The sequence below is a fragment of the Streptomyces sp. NPDC026394 genome (genome assembly GCF_055567735.1).
The window spans coordinates 119,399-131,927 of record NZ_JBVHPX010000003.1 but is presented as its reverse complement, the minus strand read 5'-3'; the positions used below and the strand labels follow the sequence as shown (position 1 = coordinate 131,927).

At 74.5% G+C, this 12,529-nt stretch carries 11 protein-coding genes; 7 read left to right on the top strand and 4 right to left on the bottom strand.

Going from position 1 to position 12,529, the window contains the following annotated elements; genetic code table 11:
* Positions 1-93 precede the first annotated feature (93 nt).
* Entirely contained in the window at positions 94-627 is a 534-nt protein-coding gene (locus tag ACZ4QV_RS08960) for a hypothetical protein (RefSeq protein WP_361149883.1), read from the top strand.
* A 54-nt stretch (positions 628-681) separates the two neighbouring features.
* Here ACZ4QV_RS08960 and cpt read toward each other — a convergent pair whose 3' ends face one another.
* On the bottom strand, positions 682-1,251 hold the full coding sequence (gene cpt, locus ACZ4QV_RS08955) for a chloramphenicol phosphotransferase CPT (protein WP_361149885.1): 570 nt from the start codon (positions 1,249-1,251) through the stop codon (positions 682-684).
* 17 nt (positions 1,252-1,268) lie between these two features.
* The gene (locus ACZ4QV_RS08950) at positions 1,269-2,732 is read right to left on the bottom strand and encodes a DUF2079 domain-containing protein (RefSeq protein ID WP_361588587.1); all 1,464 of its coding nucleotides are present in this window, start codon (positions 2,730-2,732) and stop codon (positions 1,269-1,271) included.
* An 80-nt stretch (positions 2,733-2,812) separates the two neighbouring features.
* Between ACZ4QV_RS08950 and ACZ4QV_RS08945 the strand changes: the two genes are divergently transcribed.
* On the top strand, positions 2,813-3,610 hold the full coding sequence (locus ACZ4QV_RS08945; RefSeq protein ID WP_361149889.1) for an HNH endonuclease family protein: 798 nt from the start codon (positions 2,813-2,815) through the stop codon (positions 3,608-3,610).
* Between the two features lie 129 nt (positions 3,611-3,739).
* On the opposite strand, the gene ACZ4QV_RS08940 is transcribed toward ACZ4QV_RS08945, so the two are convergent.
* Positions 3,740-4,519 (bottom strand): DUF4190 domain-containing protein, encoded by a 780-nt coding sequence (locus tag ACZ4QV_RS08940; protein ID WP_361149891.1) that lies wholly within the window; start codon positions 4,517-4,519, stop codon positions 3,740-3,742.
* A 321-nt stretch (positions 4,520-4,840) separates the two neighbouring features.
* On the opposite strand from ACZ4QV_RS08940, the gene ACZ4QV_RS08935 reads away from it, so the two are divergent.
* The 5 genes from ACZ4QV_RS08935 to ACZ4QV_RS08915 all read left to right on the top strand — a co-directional run bounded on the left by ACZ4QV_RS08935 (position 4,841) and on the right by ACZ4QV_RS08915 (position 11,256).
* Complete coding sequence (locus ACZ4QV_RS08935) at positions 4,841-6,898, top strand: N-6 DNA methylase (RefSeq protein ID WP_467762809.1); 2,058 nt, start codon at positions 4,841-4,843, stop codon at positions 6,896-6,898.
* 120 nt (positions 6,899-7,018) lie between these two features.
* The gene (locus tag ACZ4QV_RS08930) at positions 7,019-7,699 is read left to right on the top strand and encodes a hypothetical protein (protein ID WP_361149893.1); all 681 of its coding nucleotides are present in this window, start codon (positions 7,019-7,021) and stop codon (positions 7,697-7,699) included.
* Positions 7,696-9,369, top strand: a complete 1,674-nt coding sequence (locus tag ACZ4QV_RS08925; protein WP_467762724.1) for a protein kinase domain-containing protein — start codon at positions 7,696-7,698, stop codon at positions 9,367-9,369. Before ACZ4QV_RS08930 ends, ACZ4QV_RS08925 begins: the two co-directional genes overlap by 4 nt.
* Positions 9,370-9,540: 171 nt before the next feature.
* Positions 9,541-10,182 (top strand): SurA N-terminal domain-containing protein, encoded by a 642-nt coding sequence (locus ACZ4QV_RS08920; RefSeq protein ID WP_361149897.1) that lies wholly within the window; start codon positions 9,541-9,543, stop codon positions 10,180-10,182.
* A 63-nt stretch (positions 10,183-10,245) separates the two neighbouring features.
* A complete protein-coding gene (locus tag ACZ4QV_RS08915) occupies positions 10,246-11,256 on the top strand; it encodes a nucleoside triphosphate pyrophosphohydrolase (RefSeq protein ID WP_361149899.1) in 1,011 nt (336 codons plus the stop codon).
* On the opposite strand, the gene ACZ4QV_RS08910 is transcribed toward ACZ4QV_RS08915, so the two are convergent.
* On the bottom strand, positions 11,202-12,467 hold the full coding sequence (locus ACZ4QV_RS08910) for an MFS transporter (RefSeq protein WP_361149901.1): 1,266 nt from the start codon (positions 12,465-12,467) through the stop codon (positions 11,202-11,204). The two genes, ACZ4QV_RS08915 and ACZ4QV_RS08910, sit on opposite strands and share 55 nt — an antisense overlap.
* Positions 12,468-12,529: the final 62 nt, after the last annotated feature.

Sequence of the window (12,529 nt, the reverse complement as noted above, 5' to 3'; positions counted from 1 at the left end):
TGACGGTGACCGGTAGAAGATATCGCTCTATGGTCGGGCTGCCCCGCGCGTCGCACGGGGCCACCCGACCGCAGAGAACTGGATGTTCCCACCGTGATAAGACCCCGCCGCGCCGCCCTGTCCGCCGCCTCCCTGATCACCGCGGCCCTGATCGCCCTCTCCGGATGCACACCGGACGGCGGAGCGGACAAGGACGGCGCGGCGAGCCCGTCCGCGACAGCCTCCGCCTCGGCGTCCGCCACGCCTTCGCCGTCCGCGTCGCCGACCGAGAGCCCGAGCCCCAGCGCCACGCCGTCGGCCGCCGCGCCCACGCCCACACCCGAGGCGGCCGAACCGCCCGCGCCGGCGCGCAAGACGCACCGGACCGGCGGAGGTTCGGACTCCGGTTCCGGTGGGACCGGCTCCGGCTCCGGCGGTTCGTCCTCCGGCGGCTCCGGATCGGGTTCCGGCTCCGGTTCCGGCGGTTCCGGGAGCGACGCGTCCGGCGACGTGATCCTCGCGCCGTCCGGCAACCACTACCGCCGCGGCCAGTTCTGCAAGAAGGCCCACCTCGGCCTGACGACGAAGGACGCCCACGGCGCGACGCTGAGCTGCGAGATGCAGAGCGGTCGCCCGCACTGGCAGTGAGCGGTGCCGGCCGGGCGCCCGCACCGACGGTGAGCCCCCGCCGCCCGGCCGCCCTCACACCACGTACGCGGCTATCCGCCGTGCGCACGTAAGGGCATCGGTGACGCCGGTGTCCACTTCGACGTCGTAGCTGACGCCCCGGTGGACCAGTTCGGCCTGCGACGCCGCCATGCCGGTGATCCGGTCGCCGCGCGCGGCCTCGCGGGCGGCGGCCGTCTCCGGGGCGCAGCGCACGCCGACCCACAGCACCGACAGGCCCTTCAGCGTGCGGCGCCAGCGTTCCTGGCCTTCGGCGCCGCCGAGGAAGACCTCGTCCAGGAGGACGCCGGTTCCCGTGCGGGCGACGGCGGCGACGCCTTCCTGCCAGTCGTTCTGGAGGGCGCGGAAGACCGGGCCGACGGTGATGCTGCCGTCGGGGGCGAGGCCGAGGCCCGGTGCGCTGTCGGACGCCTCCGGTACGACGAGCGAGGGTGGCAGGGCCTCGATGAAGGAGTCGACGCCGAACGTCAGCCAGGGCCGGGGCAGGACCTCCTGGAGCTGCCGGATCAGGGTGGACGTGCCGGAGCTGGAGCCGCCGTTCAGGACGACGACGTCGGTGCGGGTGCGGGACGGGCCGGTGGTCATCGGGCCACCGTACGGAGTCAGAGCCGGCCTGTCCGCTGGATTACCGTGACGTCACCGGCCACCCCGAGGATGCCGTACACGGCCTTGGGGTGGCGCTTGCGGGCGTCCTCCAGGGCCTGTTCGGGCTTGCGGCCGTCATTCAGCTCCACGGCGACGTAGTCGGGGTCGATGCCGCGGGTGTCCCCTATCCAGAAGACCCGGGTGCGGTCGGTCAGGCGGGAGATGGGCCGTATGTCGGCCTCGACGGTGGCGCCGTCGGGGATACGTTCCAGCAGGTGCTCGGCGGCCGTCACGGACGGCGGTTTGCGGTAGGTGCCGGCCTCGGTGAGGCGGGCGAGGGGGAGGGTGGTGGTCAGGGCCAGCGCGGCGGCCAGTGCGGCGGCCGGCAGGTGGTGGGCGTAGGCGCGGAGCCAGGGGCGCGCGGAGGCCAGCGTGCGCGGCAGGGCGTCGGCCAGGGCGAGGAAGACCACCGGCATCAGGACGGCGTTGTAGTGCCAGTCGATGCCCCAGTAGTGCGGTTCGTGGGAGAGGAACCGCCAGCCGAGGGTGGGCAGCGCGGCCAGCAGCAGGGGGGAGCGCAGGGCGAGCAGGCCGGTGGTGGGCAGGAGGAGCCAGAGCAGGGTGCGTACGGCGGTGTCCGCCGGGATGCGGGGCGCCGGGCCGCCGGCGCCGCTGAGCTTGGTCCAGTAGTCGTACGAGCCGGACCCGTTGAAGCCGGGGATGATCACGCCGAGGGTGACGGCGGTGGCCGCGAGGCCGAAGGCGACGAGTCCGACGGCGAGCGGCACGGCGCGCCGCGCGCGGACGAGGATCAGCGCGCCGATGACGGCGGCGGTCACCCCCAGGTCCTCCTTGACCAGGACGAGCGGTGCCGCCCAGCACACCGCCGCGGTCCAGCGGCCGCGCAGCACCGCTTCCAGCGCGAAGGCGATCAGCGGTACGGCGAAGGCGACCTCGTGGAAGTCGAAGTCGGCGGCCTTCTGCAGGCCCCAGGACAGTCCGTACGCGACGCCGACGGCCAGGCCGCGGCCCTGCCCCAGGACGCGGACGGCGATCCGGGTCACCGGCACGGCCGAGAGCGCGAAGAGGAACGCCTGCGCGAACAGCAGTGTCTGGGGGCCGGGGAAGAGCCGGTAGAGCGGGGCGAGCAGGGCCAGGACGGGGCTGAAGTGGTCGCCGAGGATGTTGGTGCCGGGGCCCTTGAGGTCGGCGACGGGGGCCCGCAGGTGCGCGTAGGCCCGTACGGCCTGCTCGAATATGCCGAGGTCCCAGGAGGATGTCGCCATCGAGCGGAAGCGCAGGACGGAGACCGTGGCGAACAGGACGAAGAAGGCCGCGGCGGTCCAGTAGGGGAGCAGGCGCGGGCCGAGCAGGGTGGCGGTCCGGGCGCGGAGGCGGCCGGGGGCCGGTGCGCGGCCGCTTCCGGTGACGGGCACGGGCGTCGTCCTGCCGCTGGTCGCGGTTGCTGCGGCCGTGTCCATGGGCGTCCTTACTCTCAACTTCCGAAAAGATATCCGAGGCCGCTGAACCGGCCGGTATTTGTCGCCTGTTTTGAGATGGGATGTCCCTCTTGCACCGGATACGGACCGCATCGTCGCTCCGCACCAGGACCCTGCCCGGCACCCGCCGCGGCGGCGCCGTCGCCGCGGCCGGACTGGCCGCGCTGCTCGCCCTCACCGGCTGCACACCCGGCGGCGGCAAAGGGGGCGGTACGGGAGAAGACGGCGGCCCGGCGTCGTCCGTTCCCGCCGCGGGCGGCACCGCGCTGCACGCCGTCGGCACGCTCACCGTCAAGGGCCGCGCCCCCAAGACCGGTTACGCCCGCGCCCGCTTCGGCACCGCCTGGGCCGACACGGACGGCAACCACTGCGGGACCCGCGACGACATCCTCAAGCGGGACCTGACGGAGGTGCGGTTCACCGACGGGCACTGCAAGGTCGCCTCCGGGACGCTGAAGAAGGACCCGTACACCGGCCGGGCGGTCCAGTACGAGCGCGGGCGCAGCAAGGTGGACATAGACCACCTCGTGGCGCTGTCGGACGCGTGGCAGAAGGGCGCGCAGCAGTGGCCGGGCCGCAAGCGCGTCGCGCTCGCCAACGACCCGCTGAACCTGATCGCCGCCGACTCCTCCGCCAACCGGCAGAAGGGCGACGGGGACGCGGCGACGTGGCTGCCCGCCAACAAGGCGTACCGCTGCGACTACGTGGCGCACCAGGTGGCGGTGAAGAAGAAGTACGGACTGTGGGTGACGCAGGGGGAGAAGGACGCGATGACCCGGGTGCTCGGCGGGTGCCCGAAGCTGAAGCTGCCGGCGGGCGGCGGGCCGACGGAGGCGCCGGAGCGGTTCGCCGCCAAGTAGGGACGGCGCGGGCGGTGTGCGACAGGCCGCCGGCCCGGTTCCGCGTGCTGCGGTTCCGGGCCGGCGGCCTGTGTGGTGTGCGGGGCCCGCACCCGGGGCGTCGGGTGCGGGCCGAACGGCGCCGGGCCGTCAGAGGGTGAGCTGCCAGTGGGTGGCCTTGTGGTCGAAGCCGGGGCGGACCTCGACGTCCAGGGTCTTCGCGCCGGCCGGCACGTCGAAGGCGTAGTCGGCGGTGGCGGTCTTGCCGGCCGTCAGGGTGCCGCTGAAGCCGGAGTCGGTCTTGCCGTCGTAGATCCGCTCGGCGGTCTTGCCGTCCTTGCCGGCCCGCGCCTCGACGGTCACCAGGTCGCCGGTGACGTCCTTGGTGCCCTTGTTCTCCAGGCGCACGGTGACCTTGTAGGACTTGTTGCCCTGCTTGTGGCCGAGGGCGAACTCGTCGGCGGTGTAGGAGGCCGGCTTGGAGACGGTGACGTTCAGCCCGGTGCCGTAGACGGCGGTGGCGCCGCCCTTGTACTCCTTCGCGGACGCGCCGCCGTCCTTCGGCTTGGCCTCCGAGCCGTCGAGCGCCTTGTTGACCTCCTTCACCGCCTGGTCGACCGCGGTCACGGTGATCACCAGGCCGGCCACCGACGCGATCAGCGCGAGGACGCCGAAGATCGTGCCGGTCAGGGCCACGCCCTTGTTGGTGGCCTGCCTGCGCTTGACCCTGCCGAGTCCCACCAGGCCGAAGATCAGGGCCAGTACGCCGAGGATGCCGGCCAGCCAGAAGAGCAGCGGGATCAGGCCGCTCAGGGTGCCGATGATGCCGAGGGTGAGGGCGGCGATGCCCAGCCCGTTGCGGGCGGCCTGCTGCGGCGGCATGCCCGTCGGGGCCTGCGGCGCGTGCGGGTGGTGCATCTGGTGCGACATGGAGATACGGCCCCTTCCGGGCGCTGGAGCGGGAGATCGGCGGTTCAGGGCACCGGGGTGCGCCACGAGCCGGGGTGAGCCGGTTCCGCCGTGTGAACCGGTGGTGCGGTGGGTCAATAACAGCACTACCTGTGAACCGAGTCAACACGGTTAACAAGGTGGGGTCAATTCACGCCGTGAAGAGGGTGGGGTCGTATTCGTGGGTATGCTCGGCGTCACAGGCAGGTCAGGCGCGAGCGGACGGGAGCCGGCAAGGTGGCGGAGACAGCGGCGACGGACAGCGGACCGACCGACGGCGCGCCCCCCGGGCCCGTGACCGAGGTGACCGCCGCCGGCATCGCCCGGCTGGCCGGTGTCGGCCGCGCCGCGGTCAGCAACTGGCGCCGTCGGCACACCGGCTTCCCCCGGCCCGTCGGCGGTACGGAGACCAGCCCCACCTTCGCCCTCGCCGACGTCGAGCACTGGCTGCGCGCCCAGGGCAAACTCGCCGAGGTGCCGCTGCGCGAACGGGTCTGGCAGCAGCTCGTCTCACACCCGGCCGGCGCCGCCACCGCCCTGCGGCACGCCGGCGCCGTCCTGCTCTTCGTCCGCGACCGGCCCGCCGCCTGGCGCCGGCTGAACGCGGCCGCCGACGACACCGAGCTGGCCGGCCTGCTGCCCGCCCCCCTCGCCTCGGTCCTCGCCGCCCACCTGGGGCGCCACCACCCCGTGCACGGCCTGACCCGGGACGCCCTCCTGCCGTCCGCCGCCCTCGTGCGGGCCACCGCGGAACTCGCCACCGGCGAGGACGGCGCCGTACCCGCCTTCGAGTTCCTGCTGGGCCGTCACCTGGACGCCAACCCCCGGCAGTACACCCTCACCCCGCCCGGCCCCGCCGCCCTGATGGCCGCGCTGGCCGGACCGGCCCGGACCGTCCTGGACCCGGCGAGCGGCACCGGCAGCCTCCTGGACGCGGCCGCGGACGCCGCCGAGGACACCGCGGAGCTGTACGGGCAGGAGGCCGACCCGGACCTGGCCGCGCTCACCGCGCTGCGCCTGGCGCTGCACGCCCCCGCCGCCCAGGTGCGTGTGCACGCCGCCGACACCCTGCGCGCCGACGCCTTCCCGGAGCTGGCCGCCGACGCCGTCCTCGCCCACCCGCCCTTCAACGAACGCAACTGGGGCCATGACGAACTGGCCTACGACCCACGCTGGGAGTACGGCTTCCCGGCCCGTACGGAGTCCGAACTGGCCTGGGTGCAGCACGCGCTGGCCCGGCTGCGTGAGGGCGGCACCGCCGTCCTGCTGATGCCGCCCGCCGCCGCGTCCCGCCGCTCCGGCCGCCGTATCCGCGCCGACCTGCTGCGCCGCGGCGCCCTGCGCGCCGTGATCGCGCTGCCCGCCGGGGCGGCGCCGCCGTACGGCATCCCGCTGCACCTGTGGGTCCTGCGCAGGCCGGGCGCCGCCGCCCAGCCCTCGCCGCACCTGCTCGTCGTCGACACCGCGGCCCTCACCGCGGGCGGCGCTCCCGGCCGGGACAAGCCCGACTGGCAGGCCGTACGGACCACCGCGCTGGAGGCGTGGGAAGCGTTCGACCGGGACGGCGAGGTCGAGGAACAGCCCGGCGTCCGGCGCTCGCTGGCCGCCATCGACCTGATCGGCGACGACGTGGACCTGGCCCCGGCCCGCCACCTGCCGCCCCCCTCGGCCGCCGGCGGCCTCGCCGAACTGGCCACCGTCCGGCAGCGGCTGGCCGCCACCCTGTCCCGTACGGCCGAACTGACCCCGGAAGCGGCGGGCGGCCCCGAGTCCGCGCCCGCCCGCTGGCCGCTGACCACCGTCGGGGAACTCGCCCGCGCCGGCGCCCTCGTGCTGCGCGCCGGCGGCCCCGGCACCGCGACCGCGGACGCCGCGCCCGCCGTCCTCACCGAGCACGACGTGATCGGCGGCACGGCGCCCAGCGGCGTGCTGCCCGAGGGCGGCGCCGCACCGGCCGAGGAGCCCGTCCTCGTGGCGGCCGGGGACGTCGTGGTGCCCGTCCTGGGCGGCGGTGCCGTCGCCCGTGTCGTCGACGAGGCCACCGCGGGCGCCGCCCTCGGCCGCAACCTCTTCCTCCTGCGGCCCGACCCGGCCGCCCTCGACTCGTGGTTCCTCGCCGGGTTCCTGCGCGGCACCGCCAACACCCGGCAGGCCAGCAGCTACGCGTCCACCGCCACCCGTCTGGACGTCCGCCGCCTCCAGCTCCCCCGGCTGCCGCTGGCCGACCAGCTCCGCTACGGACGGCGCTTTCGCGAACTGGCCGATTTCGAGGAGGCCCTGCGCCTCGCCGCCCGCCTGGGCGAACAGCTCGTCCAGGGGCTCCACGACGGCCTGACGGACGGTTCGGTGACGCCCGGCTGATTCCCTACAACCCCGGCGGCCCCAGCGGAGTCGTATATACGCTCGATCTCACGCATCCGAGCATGTCCCGGCACCGCACACCACCGCCCCACGCCGGGCCTCGATCCGTCAGGAGCAGTCATGCACGGCCCCGTCCCGGCAGCACCGCCGCACCGTCCCGCGTCGCACAGGACGGTCGTCCTGCTGCGGGTGGTCTTCGTGGCGCTGGCCGTGCTCAGCCTCGGCTTCCTGGCCTGGGTGACGCTGCTGCGCGCCGCGCTCGTGCAGCGGCGGCCGCTGGGCTGGTGGGTGTTCGGCGCGGACCTGGCCCTCGTCTTCGCCGCGATCGCGTTGGCCGGCGGCCATGACGAGAACTCCTGGCAGTCGAACGCCGGCGCGGCGCTGATCCTCCTCCAGATGACCGGGGCCGTCGTGTACTACCTCGTCGTCGACGGGCGCGCGCAGCGCGTCACGGCCGACTGGCCGGCGCACGGGGCCCGGGGGACGGCTCCGGCGTACGGCTACCCCGGCTCGGCCCCCGGACCGGCCCCCGCGCCGGGGTACGGCTGTCCCGGTGCGGACGGTGCGGGGTACGGCTACCCCGGGCCGGACGGCGCGGCGTACGGCTACCCCGGACCGCCCCAGGTCCAGGCCCAGGCTCCCGCCCCGGCCCCCATGCCGCCCGCCCCGAACCCGTACACCGGAACGCAGCAGCCGCCCCACCAGCAGCCCCACCCGCACCCCCAGCCCCAGCGCATCGACCGCGTGCGCGCCGAACTGGACGAGCTGAGCGACTACCTCCGCAAGGAGGAGGGCCGTTGAACGGACGTGTCGTCGCCGAGCGCTACGAGCTCTCCGCACTGCTCGGCCAAGGCGGCATGGGCCAGGTCTGGATCGCCTACGACCGCCGCCTCGACCGCCGCGTCGGTGTCAAACTGCTGCGCCCCGACCGGGTGTCCGGCACCCCCGACGCGGAGGAGATGCGCCGCCGCTTCGTCCGCGAGTGCCGCGTCACCGCGCAGGTCGACCACCCCGGCCTGGTCACCGTCCACGACGCGGGCAGCGACGGCGACGACCTCTACCTCGTCATGCAGTACGTCGAGGGCGCCGACCTCGCCGACCACCTGGCCGAGCACGAGCCGTACCCCTGGCCGTGGGCGGTCAGCGTGGCGGCGCAGCTGTGTGCCGTGCTGGCGTCCGTGCACGCCGTGCCGATCATCCACCGCGACCTGAAACCGCGGAACGTGATGGTCAAGCCGGACGGCACGCTGACCGTCCTCGACCTCGGCATCGCCGCCGCCCTGGACACCGACACCACCCGCCTGACCAGCACCGGCTCACCCATCGGCAGCCCCGCCTACATGGCGCCCGAGCAGGCGATGGGCGGCGCGGTCGGTCCGTACACGGATCTGTACGCGCTCGGTGTGCTGCTGCACGAGCTGCTCAGCGGCGAGGTGCCGTTCGCCGGTTCCACGGCGCTGGGCGTGCTGCACCGCCACCTCTACGAGCCGCCCGTGCCGGTGCGCCGCCTCCGGCCGGACGTGCCCGAACAACTGGAGGCGCTGGTCCTGCGGCTGCTCGGCAAGGACCCGCAGGAGCGCCCCGCCGACGCGCAGGAGGTCTACCAGGCACTGGTGCCGCTGCTGCCCACCGCGGCGCAGGGCCGGGCCGGTACGGGCACGGGCGCGCCGATGGATCCGACCCGCCCGTTCCTGCACCCGCACGCGCCGTGGCCCGCCCGCGCGGCGACACCTCCGGCCCCGCAGCCGGTGGTGGCCGCGCCCGCCGTACCGCAGCAGACGGCCGCGGCACCCGCCGCCCACGCCCCGCCGCCCCCGTACCCGCCCGTGGGCGCCGACCCGCGGATGTCCCTGGGAAACGGGGGCTTCCGGGCCCCGGGAACCACCGACCCCCGGACCTCCGGCACCGGCGGCCCCGATGTCGCCGCGGCCGTGGACGAGGTCAAACGCCTCCTGGACCAGGGCCGTATCACCCACGCCGTGGACATCCTCGGTGGCATCCTCCCGGCCGCCGCCGCCCGGCACGGCGCCCACTCGCCGGTCGTACGGACCCTGCGCAAGCAGTACGCGGCCACCCTCATGGACGACGGCCAGTACCGCCGGGCCCTGCCGGAACTGCGCGCACTGGCCGAGGAATTCGGCCGCGACACCGGCCCGGGATCGGCCCGGCAGGCGCTCCAGTTCCACTACGAGGCCGCGCAGTGCCTGGAGCAACTGGGCGAGGTCACCCAGGCACTGGGCGAGTACCGGGCCCTGCTGCCGCACTTCGAGCGCTACCCGGACGACCCCATGAGGCCCCTGGAGATCCGGCGTTCCATCGGCCACCTCCTGCTCGCCCTCGGCGAGCGCGGCGCCGCCCAGGAAACCCTCTCCCGCCTCCTGCACGACGCGGAACGCCTGCACGGCCCGCACGGCGCCTTCCCGGCGGAGGTCCGCCGCACCCTGTACTGGCTGGGCCAGGTACGCGGTTGAATCCCGTACCTTCCCCGTCCCCGAAGAGAAACCGCCTCCCGGGCAACTCGTTGGTCGAATCAGTGGCCCGGACCACGCGGACTCTTTAGCATCGGCATCGATCAACGCCAGTTTTGCCAGGTTGGAAGAGCCGCACGTCGCCGCACCGTTCGCACCCTGCCAGGAGGCTTGATGTTCCGCCGTAGGACCGCGCTTCCCGTTTCCGCCGCTGCCGCCCTGTTGGCCGCCCCGCTGCTCACGGCCTGCGGCACGGAGGCGCACCCCGGCGCCGCGGCCGTGGTGGACGGGCAGCGGATCAGTGTCTCGCAGCTCCAGTCGCGGGTACGGGACGTACGCGCCGCCCAGGAGAAGTCCCCGCAGGCCGCCCAACTGGTGGAGAACACCGGGAAACTGAGCCCGGCCACCCTCAACGGCATGATCTTCGACCGGGTGCTGGAGCGCGGCGCGAAGGACGCCGGGGTCACCGTCTCCCGGCGGGACGTGCAGCAGTGGCGCGCGGCTGCCGAGCGCAGCGCGGGGGGCGCGGACCGGCTCAAGGAGATGTGGCTCCAGCAGGCCATCGCGCCCGGCGAGATCGACGCGGTGGTCCGCAACCAGCTGCTGCTGGACGGCGTCGCCAAGAGCATCGGCGCCGACCGGGGGCAGCCGCGGGGCCAGCAGCGGCTCGCCGAGTCGCTCGCCGAGACGTCCCGGAAGATGCGCATCGACGTCAATCCGCGCTACGGGAAGTGGGACGACAGTCAGGTCGTCCTCGGCGGGACGAAGGAGCCGTGGGTCAAGGACGTGACGGGCGCGGGGCCGCAGCAGACCTGAGAGCCCGGGTCATGACCCGGCCGGGGGCGGAGCGCGTACGAGGTCGTGCGTTACGTTCGTCGGGTGAACGCTGACGCCACCGACGCCCCCGGCACTCCGCAGGCCCCGGCCCCCGGCCGCCTGGTCCTGCTCACGACCAGCCACCGGGTCGCGCCCGGCCTGCTGTCCTGGCCCGCGTGGCAGACGCTGCGCGCCGCCGGCCTCGTGCTGTGCGCCGACGCCGCCCACCCGCAGTTGCCGTATCTGCGCGAGGCGGGCGTCGCGGTCGGTACGGAGGTGCCGGGCGCCCGTGAGCTGGTGGAGTTCTGCCGGGCCGGGAACCGTACGGCGGTCGTGATCACCTCGGCCGACGGTGACTCGGAGCTGACCGACGGCCTGGCCCGGATGGCGGGCTCCGGCCGGGAGACCATGCCGGACCTGGAGCTGCTGCCGGGCTCGTACGACCTGCCGGGCGCCCGCCTGCTCGACCTCGTCCAGGTCATGGACCGGATCCGCCGGGGCTGCCCGTGGAGCGCGGTGCGCACCCACCAGGACCTGGCGAAGTACGGCATCGAGGAGATGTACGAGCTGGTCGAGGCCATCGAGGACGGCGACCGGGAGGCGGTGCGCGAGGAGCTGGGTGATGTGCTCCTCCAGGTCGTCTTCCACGCCCGGATCGCGCAGGACGACCCGGACGAGCCGTTCTCCGTCGACGACGTGGCGGGCACGATCGTGGAGAAGCTGATCCACCGCCATCCGCACATCTTCGGCGAGGACGAGGCGCACACCCCCGAGGACGTCAAGGAGCACTGGACGCGGACGAAGGCGGCCGAGAAGCAGCGCGCCTCGGTCACCGAGGGCATCCCGCTCGGCCAGCCCGCCCTGGCGCTGGCCGGCAAGCTGGCCTCGCGGGCGCGTGCGGCCGGTATCGACGCCCTCCCGGCGGGCGAGGGCATCGGGTACGAGCTGCTCGCTCTCGCCGTACGGGCCGAGGCTGCCGGCACGGACCCGGAGACCGCGCTGCGCGCCGCCGCCCGCGCCTACCGGGACGTGATCCGCTCCGCCGAGGAGGCTGCCTCCGGCGCCGGGGACTGAGCCCTGGACCGGGCGCCCCGGTTCCGCAGCCGATCGGCCGTCCAGACGGCGGCCACGGCCGCGCTCACCGCCGCGCCCACGCCGCACACCCCGGCCCAGCCGGCCGCGCCCCATACCGCCGAGGTGAGCGCCGAGCCGGCCGCGCCGCCGACGAAGTAGCTGGTCATGTAGGCGGAGTTGAGGCGGTTACGGGCCTCCGGGCGCACCGCGTAGACCAGGTTCTGGTTGCTGATGTGCACCGCCTGCACCGCCGCGTCCAGGACGACCACCCCGGCCAGCAGGGCCACCAGCGACCAGGCACCGCCCGCGCCCCCGGCCGCCAGCAGCGCCCAGGAACCGAGCAGCAGGAACGCGCCCGCGCCGGTGACCCGGTGGGCCAGCCCCCGGTCGGCCAGCCGGCCGGCGGCCGAGGCGGACAGCGACCCGGCCGCGCCCACCAGGCCCAGCAGCCCGATCGCCGTCTCCGACCAGCCGTAGGAGGGGCCGGACATCAAGAAGGCCATCGCCGTCCACAGCACACTGAACGCGGCGAAGGACAGCGCGCCGAGCGCGGCCCGCCGGCGCAGCACCGGTTCCTGCCCGAAGAGGGCGAGCGTGGAGCGGATCAGCGCGGGGTAGCGCAGTCCGGCGCCGGTGTGCAGCGCGGGCAGCCGCAGCCGCAGCAGTACGGCCATCAGCAGCATCAGGCCCGCGTTGACCCAGTAGACGGTGCGCCAGCCGCCGAGGTCGGCCAGCAGCCCGCTGGCCGTACGGGCCAGCAGGATGCCCAGCAGCAGCCCGGTCATGACGGTGCCGACCGTACGGCCGCGTTCGGCGGGCGGGGCGAGGGAGGCCGCGTACGGGACGACCACCTGGGCGGCGACGGAGGTCAGACCGGTGAGGGCGGTGCCGACCAACAACAGCGTCCCGTTGGGGGCGCTCGCCGTCACGGTCAGGAAGACCGCGGTGGCCGCGGTCAGGCCCACCGCCAGCCGCCGCCGTTCCAGCAGGTCACCGAGCGGCACGAGGAACAGCAGCCCGAGCCCGTAGCCGACCTGCGCGACGGTCACCACCAGCGCGGCGGTGGCCGCCCCCAGGTGGAGGTCGTGTCCTATGACGTCCAGCAGCGGCTGGGCGAAGTAGTTGCCCGCCACCGACAGGCCGGTCGCCACGGACATCAGCAGCAGCGTGCCGCGCCCCAGCCCGGGATGCCCCTCTACCTGGGAAGCCATCGGGTCCCTTTCTCCATGACGCGTCACCCGTTCGGTGGTGCTCGGACCCTCAGCCTCCGCCG

What these genes read in the sequence shown, in the direction of transcription:
- cpt (WP_361149885.1), bottom strand. Translation starts at nt 1,251, where the DNA reads ATGACCACCGGCCCGTCCCGCACCCGCACCGACGTCGTCGTCCTGAAC.
- ACZ4QV_RS08950 (WP_361588587.1), bottom strand. Translation starts at nt 2,732, where the DNA reads ATGGACACGGCCGCAGCAACCGCGACCAGCGGCAGGACGACGCCCGTG.
- ACZ4QV_RS08945 (WP_361149889.1), top strand. Translation starts at nt 2,813, where the DNA reads ATGTCCCTCTTGCACCGGATACGGACCGCATCGTCGCTCCGCACCAGG.
- ACZ4QV_RS08940 (WP_361149891.1), bottom strand. Translation starts at nt 4,519, where the DNA reads ATGTCGCACCAGATGCACCACCCGCACGCGCCGCAGGCCCCGACGGGC.
- ACZ4QV_RS08930 (WP_361149893.1), top strand. Translation starts at nt 7,019, where the DNA reads ATGCACGGCCCCGTCCCGGCAGCACCGCCGCACCGTCCCGCGTCGCAC.
- ACZ4QV_RS08920 (WP_361149897.1), top strand. Translation starts at nt 9,541, where the DNA reads ATGTTCCGCCGTAGGACCGCGCTTCCCGTTTCCGCCGCTGCCGCCCTG.
- ACZ4QV_RS08910 (WP_361149901.1), bottom strand. Translation starts at nt 12,467, where the DNA reads ATGGCTTCCCAGGTAGAGGGGCATCCCGGGCTGGGGCGCGGCACGCTG.